The organism is Albidovulum marisflavi (assembly GCF_025751435.1).
Classification (GTDB): domain Bacteria; phylum Pseudomonadota; class Alphaproteobacteria; order Rhodobacterales; family Rhodobacteraceae; genus Albidovulum; species Albidovulum marisflavi.
The window spans coordinates 847,308-865,195 of the sequence record NZ_JAOWKY010000001.1; the positions used below are offsets into that span (position 1 = coordinate 847,308).

A 17,888-nucleotide genomic window follows, 5' to 3' on the forward strand; every position below is an offset into this window, starting at 1 on the left:
TTGCGCTTGCGGTGGAACATTCCGCCGGGGCATATCCCGGTCATGGCCAGCCAGCTCGATTACCATACGCTCCGGGAAATTTTCACCCGTTTCCGCGACTCGGAGCCCGAGCCGAAGGGTGAGCTTGAACATGTGAACGCCTTCACCCTTCTGGTCGCGGTGGCGCTTTCGGCGCAGGCGACGGACGCGGGCGTCAACAAGGCGACGCGCGCTTTGTTCAAGACCGCCGACACGCCGGAAAGGATGCTTGCCCTTGGCGAAGAGGGGTTGATCGAGCACATCAAGACGATCGGCCTGTTCCGCCAGAAGGCCAAGAACGTCATGAAGCTTTCGCGCATCCTGGTCGAAGAGTTCGAAGGGCAGGTGCCTTCGTCCCGCGCCGCGCTGATGCGCCTGCCGGGTGTTGGGCGCAAGACTGCGAACGTGGTCCTGAACATGTGGTTCCACTTCCCCGCGCAGGCGGTCGACACGCATATCTTCCGCGTCGGCAACCGCACCGGCATCGCCGTTGGCAAGACGGTGGATGCCGTCGAGCGCGCGATCGAGGACAACGTGCCGGTGGAGTTCCAGCAGCACGCCCATCACTGGCTGATCCTGCATGGCCGCTACATCTGCGTCGCGCGCAAGCCCAAATGCGGTGCCTGCATCATTCGCGACCTTTGCCCCTATGAGGAGAAAACCCTGTGAGCAGATTTCAGGTGGTCGGCATCGGCAACGCCATCGTCGATGTGCTGACCCAGTGCGACGACGACTTTCTGGACTGGATGGGGATCGAGAAGGGCGTCATGCAGCTTGTCGATCGCGAACGGGGCGAAACGCTGTACGCGGCGATGAAGGATCGCACCCAGGCGCCGGGCGGGTCGGTCGGCAACACGCTGGCGGGGTTGGGCAACCTTGGGCTCAGGACCGCGTTCGTCGGCAAGGTGAAGGACGACGCGCTGGGACGCTTCTACGCGAAATCGCTCGAGGCCGAGGGTACGGACTTTCCAAACCCGCCCTCCGCCTCGGCGGAGCTTCCGACGTCCCGGTCCATGATCTTCGTGACGAAGGACGGCGAGCGGTCGATGAACACCTATCTGGGGGCCGGGGCGGATTTCGGGCCCGAGGATCTGGATGAAAGCGTCGCCGGGAACACGGATTACCTGTTTCTCGAAGGCTACCTGTTCGACAAGGACGCCGGCAAGGCTGCCTTCCTGAAGGCAGCCGAAGCCTGCCACAAGGGCGGGGGCAAGGCCGGCATCTCGCTCTCCGACCCGTTCTGCGTGGATCGGCACCGCGCGGATTTCAGGCGCCTCGTGCGGGACCAGATGGATTATGTAATCGGCAACGAGCATGAGTGGAGCGCCCTTTACCAGACCGGCGACCTTGCGGCGGCGCTGACCCGCGCGCGCGAGGATTGCCAGATGATCGTCTGCACCCGCTCAGGGGCGGACGTGATCCTGATCCGCGGCGAAGAACGGGTCGAGGTCCCGGTGCACCGCGTCGTTCCGGTGGATGCGACCGGTGCCGGAGACCAGTTCGCGGCCGGGTTCCTGTACGGACTGGCGACGGGTCAGCCGCTTCATAAGGCCGGCCGCATGGGTTGCGTCGCTGCGGCCGAGGTCATCAGCCATTTCGGCGCGCGGCCCGAGTTGGATGTAAAGGCGCTGTTCCGGGCGGAAGGTCTTATCTGAGGAACGCGTCAGCGGTCGGGCTGCGTTCCGATCCGCCTGGTCCGGCTATCGGACAAAATTCGACAGCATCAGGATGGCGCCGCTATTGACCCAAAGGGCAAGCGCGGCGCCCCCGATGCTCAGCAGCAGCATGACGGCATCGTGCAGCGGGTCCCATGCCTTGTGCTTCCTTGCGACATGGATCACGACGCCGTGCGACAGAAGGTGGGCCAGCGCATATCCGATGAACGCACCCTGCAGCCCCCCAAGTTCTACACCAGCCAGGAACAGCCCTGTCTGCAGCACCGCGCGCGTGAGGTTGAGCATGAAGACCGCCCGGGAATCGGCGGCGGCAAGAGCCGGGCCTTCGTAGGTGATCCCGATGATGTAGGGCAGGTTCATCAGGGCGACGGCGACGACGACTCCGCCCGAGGCCAGGAAACGGTCGTCATAGAGGATGTCGATGATCGTCACGCCCAGCAAGGCGAGCACGATCTGGCACGATAAAGCCGCAAAACTGAAGCGGAAGCGGAAGCGGCGGACGACCCGGAAATTGTCTGCGCTTTGACCCGGCGGATGGTCGCGGCACAAGGGCAGAGTCAACCGGCTATTGATCGCGATCGCGATCGCCATCGGCGCGGTGGCCATGAAGAAGCCGACGTTGTAGATCCCGATACCCTCGATCGATATGAACTTGCCAAGAATGATCTTGTCGCTTTGCGACAGCAGAAAGCTGCAGGCGGTGCTCAGGAATATCCATTTTCCGAAGTGCACAAGCTCGTGTCGTGCTTCCTTTTCCCAGCGGAACCTGTTTCGCGCACCCGGCAGATAGCGGTCCGCAAGGATCAGCTTTATGAACACGCCGAATACGTTGCCGATCGGCATCGCCCAGACCGAGCGCGTGATCAGGGCCAGGACGATGATCGCGATCAGCCCAATCGCCTGGGAAGCCAGGTCGATGGCCGTGAGACGACCGATCAGCAGATGCCGCGAAGCGGTATGAATCCGGGTGGGAAGGAACCCGGCGATGACCAGGGACAAGGCCGCGACCGGCAAGAGCTGCGTCAGCATCGGTTCGTTGAAGAACGCCCCTGCCGGCCACGCAAGAATGCAGCAGACGACCCATAGCGACGAAAACCGGATCAGCTGCAAGGTCCAGGCCGTGTCGAGGAAGTCGGGGTCGTCACCGCGCTTGCTTTGCTGGATCGACGGCGCGATCCCGATGTCGGAGAACATCGCGACGCCCACCAGCACGACTGTCACGAGTGTCATGAGACCGAAGGCCTCGGGGAACAGTATCCGCGACAGGATCAGGTTACCGATGAGCCTGATCATCTGGCCGCCGAAGTGCCCGCCGATGGTCAGCAGCGCGCCCGACGCAAGACGCTCGGTGATCTTGCCCGGCGTCGTCGGCTCGCCCGACATGGCGGCGGCGCCAAGCGCCGAGGAAGAGCGCACCGGCGCAAGAAACCTCATCGCTCGCCGGGCGAACCTCATCGCGGCCTCGTGTCGGGTGTGCTGGCGCGTGGCTGGCGGACAGTTTTGGCCATGGCCGGCTCACTACGCCGGTTCGTGCGAAATATTTGGTTCGCGCACTTCCTGTTCCGCATCGCGGGTGTCTTTGCCAAGCAATTGTCCGACAATCCGACCTCGTACCCAACCAGCGCGCGTCTATTGGCGCGCGGCGCACCTGAACCCTGAAATACTACCCATCTATGCCGAGTCGAGGGTGTCCGCGCCAAGGAAAATGCGGCCAATATCTGAATTTGACGGGCCTTTGTGTCCAATCTTGCCCGCTTTTGACGGATTGGCGGTGCGTTCCCCCTGCATCCGGGTGGTTCCGAGATATGCCTCCTCTCGCGGATGGACACCCGCAACGAACGCATCCATCATGTTTGAAGGGTTGATACTGGTCGCGGAGTTTAGTGGTGCGCCTGAGTATGATGCTTGCGGCGGCCTGGGCTGCCCTATTCCCGGCATTGGTTGCAATCGATGCAAGGGCAGAGGCGCCGGGCCCCGCTCAAGGGGCGATGGATCCCGTTCTTGCCTTCAACCTGGCGGATGTTGCCGACTGGGGCAGCGCGATGCCTTTCCTAGACGTGGCGCGGACCATGCGCCCTTTCTTCGCGGGTGATCGCCAGAACTGGGAAACGGTGACACATGATGAGCTGGTCTTGGGCGGTTATCTGGACGCTCGCGGATGGCCGCGCCGGTTTCCGCCGGGCGCACGGATATTTCGCGCCGGATTCGACTGGTCGGAAAACAGCCAGGCCAAGGCGTCGCGCGCCGGACGCTACGTCCTGACCTACGAAGGGACGGGGCGCGTCGAACTGGGCGGCAGTGCGGCCGTGGTTCTCAGCGAACCCGGACGCATCGTGTTCGACAATCCCGAGGGAACGGGCTTCTGGATCGAAATTCTCGAAACCGACCCGCACGCAACGGGCGACTACATCCACGGCCTGTCGATCGTGCGCGAAGACCGGCTGCCGCTTTTCAGGGCCGGCGCGATCTTCAACCCCGACTGGCTGCAGGTCATCGACGATGCCCGGCAGTTGCGCTTCATGGACTGGATGAAGACCAACGGGTCCGACATCGAACATTGGGATGACCGGCCCCAGCTTCAGGACGCCACTTGGGCTCACAAGGGCGTTCCCCTGGAAATCATGGTCCGGCTTGCGAACGAGGTTGGCGCCGAGCCCTGGTTCACCCTGCCGCACCAGGCTGACGACGATTACGTGCGCGCCTTCGCGGCCTCGGTTCGCGATCTTCTGGACCCACGACTGAAGGTCCGCGTCGAATTCTCGAACGAAGTCTGGAACGGGGGGTTCCGCCAGTTCTACTGGGTCGATCGCCGTGCGCGGGACGAATGGGGCCGGGAGGCTGGAATCTACTACCATGCCAAGCGCGCGACCGAGATGGCTTTGATCTGGGAAGATGTCTTTGGGGCTGATGCGCCCGCGCGCCTGATCAACGTGCTGGCAGGCCAGGCCGTCAACAGCTGGCTTACCGAAGAGCTTCTGACCGCCGGCGTCTGGCAGGAAGAGGAACCAGATGCCTATGTGCGCCCCGCCGACGTCTTCGAGGAGTTCGCCGTCACCACCTATTTCGGTTACGACATCATCGGCGACCCGGACATTCGGGATGTCCTGCGGGCGAAGCTGAAGGATTCTTCCCAGCAGGCGGCCGCATGGCTGACGCGGCGCATGCAGGATCCGGATGTGCGCGACTCCATTCCCGGAACCATGGATTTCCTGGCCCGGCAAAGACAGGTGGCAGATCGGTATGGCTTGCGGCTGACCGCCTACGAGGGCGGACAGCACCTGCACCAACTCTACGCGATCGAGGGGCTGAGCGAACAGGAGGTCGATCAGTTCACCGACTTCATGCGCGACTATGTGCGCAGCGCCGACATGGGGGCGCTGTACGAGGCGCTTTGGAAAGGCTGGGAAAAGGTCGGGCAGGGGCCCTTCATGCAGTTTACGGAAGTGGATGGCGCGTCCAAGTGGGGATCATGGGGGCTTTATGCCTATCTCGGTGACACCACACCCCGATCGGAAGTGATCCGGAAACTTTCGGCTGACGGCGGATCGTGGTGGGGCGACGGCGGCGGGCCGCAGTTTCAGTACGGCGTGATCCGCTCTGCCGGGGCGTCGGCGGGGCCGCTGATCGGCACGCCGGAAGAGGATTACCTGATCGGAGACGCTGGTGATGACAGGTTCATTCCGGGCGCCGGTTCGGACGGGCTGAACGGCGGCGATGGCGACGACAGGATCGTGCTGTCGGGCGTTGCGCAGGACTACAGCGCGCATCCACATGGAGAGGGCCTGCTGCTGTCCGGACCCGAGGGCGACGACTATCTGGTTGATATCGAAACCGCCGAATTCGCGAACGGGCAGACCCTACCCGTGACCGATCTGATCCGACAGTGAGTCGTTTCGCGTTGCCCGACAATCACGACCCAAACCGGTTTTCGGGCGTGATGGTGACGGTCTTGCCCAGTGCCAGCTCTTGCCGCCGCCGCCAGTCGATGCGGTGCCGTTCCCATTCCACCACCGTGACGATACGCTGCGGCAGCGCAGCTTGAAGGGCCTCCGCAGCATGACTGGCCAACCCTCGGACGCAACGCTCAGCGTCATCATATCTGCCTGTAACGAGGAACGCTACATCGGCGCTTGCCTGGCTTCGTTGCTGGCGCAGGCACCCGTCGCCGCGGAGGTGGAGGTCATCGTTTCCGCCAACGCCTGTACCGACCGGACAGAGGAGATCGTGGAAAAGCATGTGGCGCGCTTCGCAGCGCGGGGCTGGACGGTGACCTGCCTGTCCAGTCCCCTGCCGGGCAAACCGGGCGCGCTGAATCGCGCGGATGCTGCGGCGAATGGAACGATGCGCGCCTATCTGGATGCCGACATCGTCTGCGAGCCGGACCTGTTGCGGCAAGTGGTTCAGGCGCTGGCGCAAGATCGCCCGCTTTACGCAACCGGGCGCCTGACGGTGGCGCGGGCAAGGTCATGGCTGACGCGGGCCTACGCCCGGCTCTGGTGCCGCCTTCCCTTCATGAAAAGCGGGGCTGTCGGTGCCGGATTCTTCGCCGTCAACGCAGCAGGCCGCGCCCGGTGGGGCGCCTTTCCCGACATCATATCCGACGACACCTTCGTCCGGCTTCAGTTCGCGCCCGAAGAGCGCGTTGAGGTCGCTGCACGCTTCCACTGGCCGATGGCCGAGGGGCTGCGCAACCTAGTGCGCGTCCGACGACGCCAGGATGCCGGCGTGGCCGAGATCGCGCGGCTTTACCCCGCCATCCTCGCGAACGAAGGCAAGGCGGGTCTGGGCGCGGCCGATACCTTGAAGCTGGCGATGACCGATCCGATCGCCTTCGCTGTCTATTCCACCGTTCACGTGCTGGTGCGGACGCGTCCGCAGGGCAACGAGTGGAGCCGAGGGCGATGAGTGGGCGCGGGGCATGCGGGGCAGTCCAGATCGACCGCCGCCCGGCCCCGCCCGATTGGAAAAAACGCCGGGAAGCGCGCTTGCCGGAGAGGCCGAAAACACCGAAACTTGGTCCATGGCTGGTGTTTTGAGTCCATCGGAGCGTTGTGCGAGTGCAAGGGGTTGAAATGCATCATCATTCGGTACCACGCGTTCGACCGCCGTGGATTTCCCAGCCAGACCGGCGGCGCGGCCGACTCGAGAATCAGTGCATTTTGGTGAACAGTTTCGTCGAAAAGGGGGAAACTGTTCATGTATAAGGCGCTGGAGCACGGCCTTTCTCGTGGCGAGTTTCTGGGGGCGCCCTTCCATCTCGTCGACATGGATCGCGCGCTGGCTCTGGCGAACCGCGCCATGCGCGACAGGCAGCGCCTTCAGCATTCCGACATCAACGTCGCCAAGATCATCCAGATGCGCGCGGACCCGAACCTGGCCCGTTACGTGCGCGAGAGCGACATCGTCTGCATCGATGGCGCGGGCGTCATGCTGGGGTGCCGCCTGCTGGGCATCCCCACCGGCGGGCGCGTGACCGGCGTCGATCTTATGATGCGCACGTTGGACCTGTGCGAGCGTGCCGGCTTCAGACCCTATTTCCTGGGCGCCCGCCAGGAGGTGGTCGAGACTGTGGCAGAGCGGCTTGGCAAGTCCCATCCGGGCCTCAAGATCGCCGGATACCGCAACGGATATTTCACCAAGCAGGACGAAGCGGCGATCGTTGCGGAGATCCGGGCCTCGGGGGCGAACTGCCTGTTCGTCGGCATAACCAGCCCGATCAAGGAACGCTTCCTGTTCGATCACCGCGATGCCCTTGGCGTCCCCTTCCAGATTGGCGTGGGCGGCGCCTTCGACGTGCTGGCCGGCAAGGTGCGGCGGGCGCCAAGGTTCGTGCAGGTTATCGGCATGGAGTGGTTGTTCCGGGCCCTGCAGGAGCCCCGCCGCCTGTTCTGGCGTTATCTTTCTACAAACACTCGGTTCGGTATGCTTCTTCTGGGGGCGTTCATGCGCAAGCTGGCACAGCCGTCCCGCAATGATCAAAACGAACAACGGCCGCCTGCATCATGAAAATTCTCGTCGTCTTCGGAACCCGGCCTGAGGCCATCAAGTGCTTTCCCGTCGTCGAGGAACTCAGGACCCGCCGGGGCGTTCAGGTGATCGCCTGCACGACGGCCCAGCATCGCCACATCCTTGACCAGGTGATGCAACTTGTCGGCCTTGTGCCGGACATCGACCTTCACCTGATGCGCGATAAGCCCACGCTGACGGACATCACCACCGACGTCCTTCACCGGATCGGCGAAGTGCTTGAGAAAGAGCGACCCGACCGCGTCCTGGTGCAGGGCGACACGACCACCGCCATGGCGACGGCGATGGCCGCCTTCTACCGCGGCATTCCCGTCGGTCACATCGAGGCCGGCCTCAGGACCGACACGATCCTCTCGCCCTGGCCGGAAGAGGCCAACCGCCGCATCGTCAGCGTCATCGCCGACATGCATTTCGCCCCGACAGCGGCGGCGCGCGACAACCTGCTGCGCGAAAACATCGATCCCCGGACGATCCACCTGACGGGGAACACGGTGATCGACGCGCTTCATTCGGTGCGCGACCGGCTTGCAGCGGCCGAGGTGTCGCCGCTGCCGGATCACCCCAAGCTTCGCGCGCTTCTTGATCAGGGGCGCCGGCTGATCCTGATGACCGCTCACCGGCGTGAAAACTGGGGCGACGGCATCGACGCGATCTGCCGCGCTGCCCGCGAACTGGCCGATCGCGGCGACGTCGTCGTCGCACTGCCGGTGCATCCCAACCCGCGCGTGTCCGTGCCGGTGCGTGCGGCCTTGGGCGAGCATCCCGCGATCTGCCTTCTTGAACCGCTCGATTATGCTGAATTCGTGGCCATGCTGGGCCGGTCCGTGATCGTGCTGACGGACAGTGGCGGCGTGCAGGAAGAAGCTCCGGCCCTGGGCAAGCCCGTCCTGGTACTGCGCGACACGACCGAACGGCCCGAGGGGGTTGAGGCCGGATGCGCCCGGCTGATCGGCCTGAACAGCGGCCGCATCGTCGCGGAGGCCGCCCGGCTTCTGGACGACGCCGAGGCCTATCGCGCGATGAGCAGGGTTGCCAATCCTTACGGCGACGGCACGGCAGCCCGGCAGATCGCGGATGCGATCCTGGCCGGTGCCGTGCAATCAAGATCGCGCGCATTCGGAACCTGAGTGGCGGGGGCGGCGGTGATCTTGCATTTTCTGGGCAGGGCTCTGTCCGACACGGCGTCCGGCCTTCGTCCCATTCTTGCGGCCCGCCCCGAGGACACGGACCATGCCGCGCACCTGACCGCTGGCGCCAACTGGCTCTTGCGGTCCATCGATGCCTGCGGCGGTGAGGCATCGTCCAAGGGGTATCGCTTCCTGCGGGGCTGGATGCCCCCCTATCCCGAAACCACGGGCTACATCATTCCCACGTTGCTGGCGCTTGGTGACCGCTTTGCACAGGCGCGCTATGCTGACGCCGCTGGACGCATGGGACAGTGGCTGACCGGCGTGCAGCGCCCCGACGGCGGATTCGCGGGATACGAGCTGGGCCTTCGGGACGAACCGGATGTGTTCGACACGGGGATGATCCTGTTGGGCTTCAACGCGCTGCTGCGGCGTTCGCCCACGCCCGAAATCCGCGCATCGGCGAAACGGGCGGCGGACTTCCTTCGCGAAGCGCTTGACCAAGAGGGGGCTTTCGCGCGGCACGTCAGTCACCGGATGCTTCATGCCTACAATGTGCGCTCTGCCTGGGCGCTCGTGGCCTATGGCCGGATTGCCGGGGATGCGGGGGCCGAGGCCGCGGGTCTTGCCAATGCCGACTGGGTCCTTGCCCATCAGCAGCCCAACGGGTTCTTCACGCAGAATGCCTTCAAGCCAGGCGGAAACGCCAACACGCACGGTACCGCCTATGTGATGCGCGGGCTGTTCCAGATTCACCAGCTGACAGGTCGGCGCGACATCCTGGAAAGCGTCGTCCGCGCCGCCGACCCGCTTGCCGATGCCTATGACCGCCACGGCTGGCTTGCGGCCGAACTGGGCCCCGACTGGGGGTTCAGATCAAGGCACATCTGCCTGACGGGCTGCGCGCAGATCGCCATCGTCTTTCTGCGCCTTGCCGCCGCGACCGGCAACGAACGTTACGTTCCCCTGGCCGAGCGTCTGATCGCGCAAGTCGCAGCCACCCAGGCGCTGAAGGGCACGATGCGCCACAGCGGCGCGATCGCGGGATCCTATCCGATCCAGGGCGCCTACGCGCCGCTTCAGTATCCGAACTGGGCGACCAAGTTCTTCGTCGATGCGCTGCTTGAAAGGGAGCGCTGGCACAAGGGCGACCGGGCACTGCCGGAAGCAGAGCTTTTCGCGGGTTAGCCTTGCGGTATCAAGTCCGGAGCTTTCCCCGTCCAGCTGTCGGCGGGATCGATCACTTGTATTCCATGATGCGGCTGGTTTTCCCGCGAAGTCGGCGCAGGTGATAGGTCAGCGCGCCCTGCAAGTTGCAGAACTTCGAAAGCGTAAGAAGCAGGCCCGCCTTGAACGCATTCACGGGCGCGTAGCCAATGCGGGCGAACCGCAGTGTCGCGCGGCCCCAGGACGCCGCGTAGAGAGCGGCGACCAGCAGGACAACTGGCGGGAGCCACAGCGCCCCCGCCATGGCCGCAACAGGCAAGACTGCGCCCCAGAAGACCATGCGCCGCCGCGCGGCCGAGTAAAGACCGGGGTGGAGCCCTCCGACCTGAGCAAAGGCATGGCCGGCCCGCACGTTTCGCCGCCACCATTGCCCGAAGCGGTGGATCGCCGCGTCGTGGAAGCCCATCGGTGCGTCGATCCGCCAGATTTCCCCGCCTTCGGAAATCAGGCGCTGGCATAGGTCCGGTTCTTCGCCGGCGATCAGGTCCTCGCGAAAGCCGCCCACCGCGGCCAGGCTTCGGGCGCGCATCATGGCGATGCCCCCGCAAGCCTCGGCGCGTCCAACGGGCGTGTCCCATTCCCAGTCGCACAGCCGGTTGTAGATCGAGGCCTCGACGTCGATTTCGTGCAGCCGACCGCATACGGCGACCGCTTCGGGGGTTGCGGCGAAGAACCCGACCGCCCGGTCGATCCAGCCTGAGGCAAGGCGGCAGTCACCGTCGACGAATTGCACGAGGTCGACGCCGGGCCCAAGCGCGGCAAGGCCCGCGTTACGTGCGCGCGCCGCCGTGAAGGGGCGCGACATGTCCAGCTCGACCACCAGGGCGCCTGCGCGGCGGGCCTCGCTGACACTCCCATCGGTCGATCCGGAATCGACGTAGACGAAGCGCGAGACATTCGTGGAAACCGACGCGAGGCAGGCCACCAGCCGTGCGCCTTCGTTCCGCCCGATCACGACGGCGGCAACAGTGGGTTGCCCGGCCCCCGATTCGATGGACTCGGTGCTGGTCATGGCCGCTATCGTTTCCCCTCTGGCGCCGTTCGATCTGGCGCAGTGAAGAGGCCCATGAAGGGCGCTGTCCAGCGATTTTTCCCATATGAAAAGCACTTGGCGTCAGGGCCGCCCGAATTGTCAGGCCCGCGATGGCATTGCCGCAGTGAGTCGGACCGTCGCGCTGCTGGCCTTTCGTTTCTTGCTGGGCCACAATTTGTTGTCCGCGCGGCACTGTCGGTCGGACGTCGACAACCTGACGCAGCCACAAGCAGGAAGTCCCCATGCGCCACTGCCATCGATCCAATGGAATCATGGCCTTCCGCCGAAATCCATGCGGCCGGATCCGGCATCTCCGCGCCAAAGACTTGGAGCCGATCGCCCAGATGCTAAGATTTCAACCTGAGTGGGAAGTACGAGTGAATGGCGAATATGTCGGAAGACCCCGTGATCGGCGAGAATGACATCGCCATCGTCGGAATGGCCGCGCATCTGCCGGGTGCGGCCTCGATCGACGACTACTGGCGGAACCTGAGGGATGGCGTCGAATCCATTCGCCGCCTGACCGAAGCGGAACTTCTGGCCGCGGGCGAAAACCCTGCACGGATGCGCGCGCCGAACTATGTCCCCGCCGCCGCCACGCTCGAGGGCTTCGAACGCTTCGACGCCGACTTTTTCGGCCTGTCGCCGAAGGAAGCGGCGATCATGGACCCGCAGCACCGCCAGTTCCTGGAAACCGCCTGGGAGGCAATGGAGAATGCCGGCCACATGCCCGAGGGTTTCGAGGGCCCGATCGGCGTCTACGCAGGCTGCGGGATGGGCAGCTATTTCTATTTCAACCTCTGCTCGAACCCGGATCTGGTCAGATCCACGGGCATGTTCCTGTTGCGGCACACCGGAAACGACAAGGATTTCCTGTCCACCCGCGTCAGCCACATCTTCAACCTGACCGGGCCCAGCCTGTCGGTGCAGACTGCATGTTCGACCTCTCTGGTGGCGGTGCACATGGCGTCGCAGGCTCTGCTGAACGGCGAATGCGACATGGCGCTGGCCGGCGGTGTGACGATCGAGATCCCCCATGCCCGCGGCTACCTTCATGCCGAGGGCGAGGTGCTGTCGCCCGATGGGCATTGCCATGCCTTCGACCACCGCGCGCAGGGAACCGTTTTCGGCTCGGGCGCGGGCTGTGTCGTGCTGCGCCGGCTCAAGGATGCGGTCGCGGACGGAGATCACGTCTGGGCAGTGATCAAGGCCAGCGCGATCAACAACGACGGCTCCGACAAGGCGGGATACCTGGCGCCCTCGGTCGATGGACAGGCCCGCGCCGTGGCCGAGGCTCATGCCGTCGCCGGTGTCGGCGCGGACACGATCGGCTATGTGGAGTGTCACGGCACCGGCACCTATCTGGGTGACCCGATCGAGGTCGCGGCCTTGACCCAAGCCTTCCGCAATACGACCGACAAGGCCGGATATTGCCGCATCGGGTCGGTCAAGACCAACATCGGCCACCTGGACACCGCTGCGGGCGTTGCCAGCCTGATCAAGACGTCGCTTGCGCTGCACCATCGGCAGCTTCCGCCCTCGCTTGGGTATGAAAAGCCCAATCCGGCCATAGACTTCGAAACCTCGCCCTTCCGCGTGAACGACCGGCTCAGCGATTTCCCGGCACTGGGCGCGCCGCGCCGGGCCGGCGTCAACAGCCTGGGCGTCGGCGGCACCAACGCCCATGCCGTGCTGGAAGAGGCACCCATCCGCCCCGCCTCCGAAGACAGCGACTGGCCGTTCCATCTGCTGGTGCTGTCCGCCCGGTCCCGGTCCGCGCTTGACGAGGCCAGCCAAAACCTTGCCGCGCACCTGCGGGCGCATCCCGAACAGCCGCTGGCTGACATCGCCTGGACGCTGAAGGAAGGCCGCCGCGCGTTCGACCGACGCCGCGTTGTCGTGGCCGAGACGCATGAGGAAGCCGTCAAACTGTTGGAAAGCGGCGAGCCGCGGCGCGTCTTCACCCATGCGCATATTGGCGACAATCCCGAGATCGTGTTCATGTTCCCGGGTGGCGGCGCGCAATACGCCGGCATGGCGCGCGACCTTTATGAAACCGAACCGGTCTTCCGCGAATGGATGGACAGGGGCATCGACCACCTGCAGCCCAAGCTTGACTACGACCTGCGCGCGCTTTGGCTGCCCACGGCCGATGGCCACGACGAGGCGGCCGAGCGATTGAAGCGCCCCTCGGTGCAATTGCCGTTGATCATGATCACCGAATACGCGCTGGCGCAGCTGTGGATCAGCTGGGGCGTCGAACCTGCGGTTCTTGTCGGCCATTCCATGGGGGAAAACACCGCCGCCTGCCTGGCGGGCGTCATGTCGTTCGAAGACTGCATCGGTCTTGTCCATCTGCGCGGCCAGCTGTTCGACACCATCGCGCCGGGCGGAATGCTGTCGGTGCCCATGAGCGCGGCACAGCTTGCGCCGATGCTGGGGCCCGATCTGGACATGGCCTCGGTCAATGCGCCGGATCTGTGCGTGGTTTCCGGCCCCCAGGCCGCCCTTGACGAGCTGGAAAAGACCCTGCGCGCGCACGAGTTTGAGCCGCAGCGGGTTCAGATCGACATCGCCGCCCATTCGCGGATGCTTGCGCCGATCCTTGAGCGGTTCGGCGACTACCTGCGCGCGATCCGGCTTTCCGAGCCGCGGCTTCCGATCATTTCGAACCGTAGCGGCAAGCTGCTGAGCGCGGTCGAGGCAACGGACCCCGGCTATTGGGTTCAGCACCTGCGCAACACCGTCATGTTCGCCGATTGCGCGGTAACGCTGATGGAAAAGCCGGGCCGGGTCTACCTTGAGGTCGGGCCGGGCCGCGCGCTGTCGTCGCTGATCCAGGCGAACGGCGTGCCGGCGAACCAGGTCCTGTCGTCGCTGCGCCACCCCGACCACGAGCTTGCCGACGACATCTGGTTCATGACCACCATTGGCCGTCTGTGGGCGCTTGGCGTCCCCGTCGACTGGGCGCCGATCTGGGGCGAGGCCCGGCGCAATCGCCTGCCGCTTCCGACCTATCCCTTCCAGCGCCAACCCTACTTCATCGAGCCCGGCCATGCGGAACCGGTCGCGGAAGAAGCCTGGCCGGAACGGATCAAGGACATCGTCGACTGGGGCTGGAAGCCGCACTGGCGCCCGCGCGCCGCCGATTGCGAGGCGGAAGCCGACCAGCTTGCCGAGGCCACCCGCCACGACTGGCTTGTCTTTGCCGACGACGTCGGGCTTTCTGACAGGATCGTGGCGCGGCTGCGCGGGGCAGGTCACAGGGCGGTCGAGGTCCGGGTGGGCTTTTCCTTTGCGAAGCTCGGGCAGGACAGCTACAGCATCTCGCCCGAGCGCGGACGCGTGGACTATGACCGCCTGCTGCAGGTGCTGGCGGCCGAAGGCTTCAAGCCCGACCGCATCGCGCACCTGTGGCTCGTGACAGACAGGCCAACCTTCCGGCTGGGCTCCAACTTCTTCATGCGCAACCAGGAGCAGGGCTTCCAGGCCTTGCTGTCGCTGGCACTGGCGATGGCGGAAGCCGATCTGCCGCAGCCGCTGCACCTGACCTGCGTTTCGACAGGCGCACAGCAGGTGCGTTCCGAGAAACTGCCCGATCCCGAAAAGGCCACGGCATTCGGACCCCTGCGCGTGATCCCGAGAGAGTTTCCGGGCGTCACCTGTGCCGCGCTTGACGTTGCCTTGCCGACCGGCCCGGCGCGGGAGTCCGGTTTGGACAGGCTGGCCGATCAGGTGATCGAGGATCTGATCGCAGCGCCAGCGAACCTGACCGCCGCGCTGCGCGACGGCCGCAGGTACGAACTGACTTGGCGGCCCGTCGCCCTTGACCCCGTCCAGACGCCGATCCCAGAGGGCGCGGTCTGCCTGATCACGGGCGGCTTCGGCGGGATCGGCCAGACCATGGCGGAACGTCTGGTCGGTGAACGGGGCGCAAGGGTCGCGCTTCTGACCCGGACCGCGTTGCCGCCCCGCGACACCTGGGAAGCCTATCTGCGCTCGGCCCCGCCGAAGGACGCCGCCGCCCGGCGGATCAGGGCGGTGCAGAAGCTCGAGGCGCTGGGAGCCAAGCCGCTGATCGTCGCCGGCGACGTGTGCAACCTGGAACACATGAAGGCCGTCAGGCACGAGGTCGAGCAGGCATTCGGACGGATCGATGTCCTGATCCACGCAGCCGGCGTCGTCGACGACGCGCCCATGCTGGCCAAGACGATCGAAAGCGTGGACGACGTCTTTGCGCCTAAGGTTCATGGCACACTGGTTCTGGACCAGGTCTTTCCGGACGGCAGTCTTGACCTGATGGTGCTCTTCGCTTCGACGTCGACGATCATCGCTCCGCCGGGCCAGGTCGATTACGTCGCCGCGAACGAATTCCTGAATGCCTATGCCAGGTCGCGTTCGGGCGGCAAGACGCGGGTCAGCGCGATCAACTGGGGCATCTGGTCGGACGTGGGCATGGCGGCCGAGGCGCTGGCCGGTCCGGTCGACGCGCCAGTAGAGCCGGTCGACGCGCCGATGCTTGACGCGCGCACGCTTGACGGGGACGGCAACCGGGTTTTCACCGCGGCCTGGGACGAGTCACGCTGGTTCCTGGATGGTCACCGCACGAGGGACGGGCGGGCGATCCTGCCGGGTACGGGCTACCTGGACCTTGCGGCGCAGTCCTTGATGCTGCAGGGCGAGGCCGGGCCGTTCGAGATCCGCGACCTTTCCTTCCTCAGCCCGCTGGTGGTGCAGGATGGAAAGCCCCGAGAGGTGCGGGTCACGCTGGCGCCGGATGCCGAAGGCTATCGCTTCGAGGTTCGCAGCGACGTCGAGGTCGACGGCCGACGTGGATACGGACTGAATGCCGAGGGGCGCCTGTCCAGGGCGTCCAGGGCGCCCGCGCAGGTCGATGTGCAGCCGATCCTTGCGCGATGCACCACGAAGGCCGAAACCGGCAAGGGGCTGAGGTCGCCGCAGGAAGAGCATCTGGCGTTCGGACCGCGCTGGCGCGTGCTGGACCGGCGCGCCTACGGCAAGGATGAAGGCATCGCGCACCTGGCGCTGCCGCCTTCCTTCCGCTCGGACATGGAAAAGGGACACCTTATCCATCCCGCGCTGATGGACCTTGCGACCGGCTGGGCGATGGACCTGATCGATGGGTATGAGCCGACCCATCTGTGGGTCCCGATGTCCTACGCTTCGATCTCGGTCTTCCGCCCGCTGCCGTCCGACATCGCGAGCTGGGTGCGCAATGCGGGCGACAATCGCGCCGACGCGCCTGCCGCGCTTTTCGACGTGGACATCCTGGATGCCGAGGGCAACATCTGCATCAGCGTCCGGGGCTTTGCGATCCGCAGGCTTGAGCATGGCTTCGGATTGTCGCCAGCGACTCCGTCGCGCGACGTGGAGTTCCCGGATGGTGGCGACGGCGCGGCGCATCCCGTCTCTGCCGCCGAAGCGCGGCTACGCCACAACCTGACGCAAGGCATTCCCGCACGCGAAGGCGCCGAGGCGTTCGGCCGAGCGCTTGCCCTGGGGCTGCCGCAGGTCGTCGTTTCGTCGATGGACCTGCCGACGCTTGTCGCGCAGGCTGGCCAGTCGCCGGACACCGAGGGCGCGGCGGGGCCAGGCTTTGAGCGTCCCGAACTCGACAGCGCCTATGTCGAGCCGCGCACCGATATCGAGCGGACGCTGGTCGGGTTCTGGCAGGACCTGCTTGGCGTCGGACAGGTCGGCGTCGAGGACAGTTTCTTTGACCTCGGTGGCCACTCCCTGATCGCGGTACGGCTGTTCGCGATGATCCGAAAGACCTACGCGGTCGATTTCCCCATATCCGTCCTGTTCGAGGCGCCGACGATCGCCACCTGTGCCGCGCTCATCGAAGAGCGCGTCGGACCGCAAAAGGGGGGCGCGGGAACTGCGGTCGCGCAGGCACCGTCCCGGCGCTTCACGCACATCGTGCCCATGAACCAGCATGAAGGCGGAACAAGGCCGCCGCTTTTCCTGGTGGCGGGCATGTCCGGCAACATCCTGAATCTGCGCGGCACGGCCAAGCTTCTGGGCGATGAATGGAAGTGCTACGGCCTGCAAGCGCGGGGCCTTTACGACGAGGACGCGCCGCACGAAAGCCTGGTCGACGCGGCACGGGACTGCCTTGCGGAAATCCGGCAGGTCCAGCCGCAGGGCCCCTACGTCCTGGGCGGCTACTCGGGTGGCGGACTGACCGCTTGGGAGATCGCGCGCCAGATCGAGGCCGAGGGCGACGAGGTGTCGCTTCTGGTTCTGCTTGATACCCCGCTTCCGGTGCGTCCGGAGCTAAGCCGCGCCGACCGGGTCATGATCAAGCTGAACCAGCTGATTGAAGGCGGACCCGCCTATCTTCTGCAATGGTACCGAGAGCGCAAAGCCTGGAAAGCGGCAGAGCGCGCCCGCGCTGCCGCCGGACCCGGAACCGGCCCGGAGGCGCTGTTGACCGCAGTCGAAAAGGCGTTCCTCAGGGCGGTGGTCAAGCTTGAACTGGCGCCACGGACGGGCAAGACGGTTCTGTTGCGGACGGGCAATGTCAAGCGCTGGAAGGCTTTGGGCGGGCGTTGGGTCGATGCCGAAAGGTGTTATGTCCTGGACGACAACGGCATCGGGCGCCACGCCTCTGACCTGACTGTGATCGAAGTGCCGGGTGACCACGACACGATGGTTCTGGAACCCAATGTCAGGGTTCTGGTCCAGAAGCTGCGGGAGGTGCTGGACCACGCCCAGCCAGATGAGCGCCAGTGGCGCGCAGCGGCGGAGTAGGGC

General features: G+C 65.3%; 11 protein-coding genes. 8 read left to right on the plus strand and 3 right to left on the minus strand.

The features are described from left to right. Positions 1-42: 42 nt before the first annotated feature. Together nth and OEW28_RS04120 are read left to right on the plus strand one after the other, a co-directional pair. Entirely contained in the window at positions 43-687 is a 645-nt protein-coding gene (nth, locus tag OEW28_RS04115) for an endonuclease III (protein WP_263733438.1), read from the plus strand. Beyond that, on the plus strand, positions 684-1,673 hold the full coding sequence (locus tag OEW28_RS04120) for an adenosine kinase (protein WP_263733439.1): 990 nt from the start codon (positions 684-686) through the stop codon (positions 1,671-1,673). Before nth ends, OEW28_RS04120 begins: the two co-directional genes overlap by 4 nt. 45 nt (positions 1,674-1,718) lie before the next feature. Here OEW28_RS04120 and OEW28_RS04125 read toward each other — a convergent pair whose 3' ends face one another. Next, positions 1,719-3,128, minus strand: a complete 1,410-nt coding sequence (locus OEW28_RS04125; RefSeq protein ID WP_263733440.1) for an oligosaccharide flippase family protein — start codon at positions 3,126-3,128, stop codon at positions 1,719-1,721. A 554-nt stretch (positions 3,129-3,682) separates the two neighbouring features. On the opposite strand from OEW28_RS04125, the gene OEW28_RS04130 reads away from it, so the two are divergent. Continuing rightward, positions 3,683-5,581 carry a hypothetical protein gene (locus OEW28_RS04130; protein ID WP_263733441.1) on the plus strand — a complete coding sequence of 633 codons (1,899 nt, stop codon included), beginning with the start codon at positions 3,683-3,685 and terminating at the stop codon, positions 5,579-5,581. A 22-nt stretch (positions 5,582-5,603) separates the two neighbouring features. On the opposite strand, the gene OEW28_RS04135 is transcribed toward OEW28_RS04130, so the two are convergent. Continuing rightward, positions 5,604-5,762 (minus strand): hypothetical protein, encoded by a 159-nt coding sequence (locus tag OEW28_RS04135; protein WP_263733442.1) that lies wholly within the window; start codon positions 5,760-5,762, stop codon positions 5,604-5,606. Here OEW28_RS04135 and OEW28_RS04140 point away from each other — a divergent pair. The 4 genes from OEW28_RS04140 to OEW28_RS04155 all read left to right on the plus strand — a co-directional run bounded on the left by OEW28_RS04140 (position 5,751) and on the right by OEW28_RS04155 (position 10,036). Beyond that, positions 5,751-6,599: a glycosyltransferase family 2 protein gene (locus OEW28_RS04140; protein ID WP_263733443.1), complete on the plus strand. Its 849-nt coding sequence runs from the start codon at positions 5,751-5,753 to the stop codon at positions 6,597-6,599. The genes OEW28_RS04135 and OEW28_RS04140 overlap by 12 nt on opposite strands. Before the next feature lie 291 nt (positions 6,600-6,890). Further along, on the plus strand, positions 6,891-7,700 hold the full coding sequence (locus OEW28_RS04145; RefSeq protein WP_263733444.1) for a WecB/TagA/CpsF family glycosyltransferase: 810 nt from the start codon (positions 6,891-6,893) through the stop codon (positions 7,698-7,700). Next, positions 7,697-8,848, plus strand: coding sequence for a non-hydrolyzing UDP-N-acetylglucosamine 2-epimerase (gene wecB / locus OEW28_RS04150; RefSeq protein WP_318527490.1), 1,152 nt, complete (start codon positions 7,697-7,699; stop codon positions 8,846-8,848). Before OEW28_RS04145 ends, wecB begins: the two co-directional genes overlap by 4 nt. 15 nt (positions 8,849-8,863) lie before the next feature. Then, positions 8,864-10,036 (plus strand): prenyltransferase/squalene oxidase repeat-containing protein, encoded by a 1,173-nt coding sequence (locus OEW28_RS04155; protein WP_263733445.1) that lies wholly within the window; start codon positions 8,864-8,866, stop codon positions 10,034-10,036. A 52-nt stretch (positions 10,037-10,088) separates the two neighbouring features. Here OEW28_RS04155 and OEW28_RS04160 read toward each other — a convergent pair whose 3' ends face one another. Next, positions 10,089-11,087: a glycosyltransferase family 2 protein gene (locus tag OEW28_RS04160; RefSeq protein ID WP_263733446.1), complete on the minus strand. Its 999-nt coding sequence runs from the start codon at positions 11,085-11,087 to the stop codon at positions 10,089-10,091. A gap of 411 nt (positions 11,088-11,498) precedes the next feature. On the opposite strand from OEW28_RS04160, the gene OEW28_RS04165 reads away from it, so the two are divergent. Continuing rightward, the gene (locus tag OEW28_RS04165) at positions 11,499-17,885 is read left to right on the plus strand and encodes a type I polyketide synthase (protein ID WP_263734371.1); all 6,387 of its coding nucleotides are present in this window, start codon (positions 11,499-11,501) and stop codon (positions 17,883-17,885) included. The last annotated feature ends 3 nt before the right edge of the window (positions 17,886-17,888 follow it).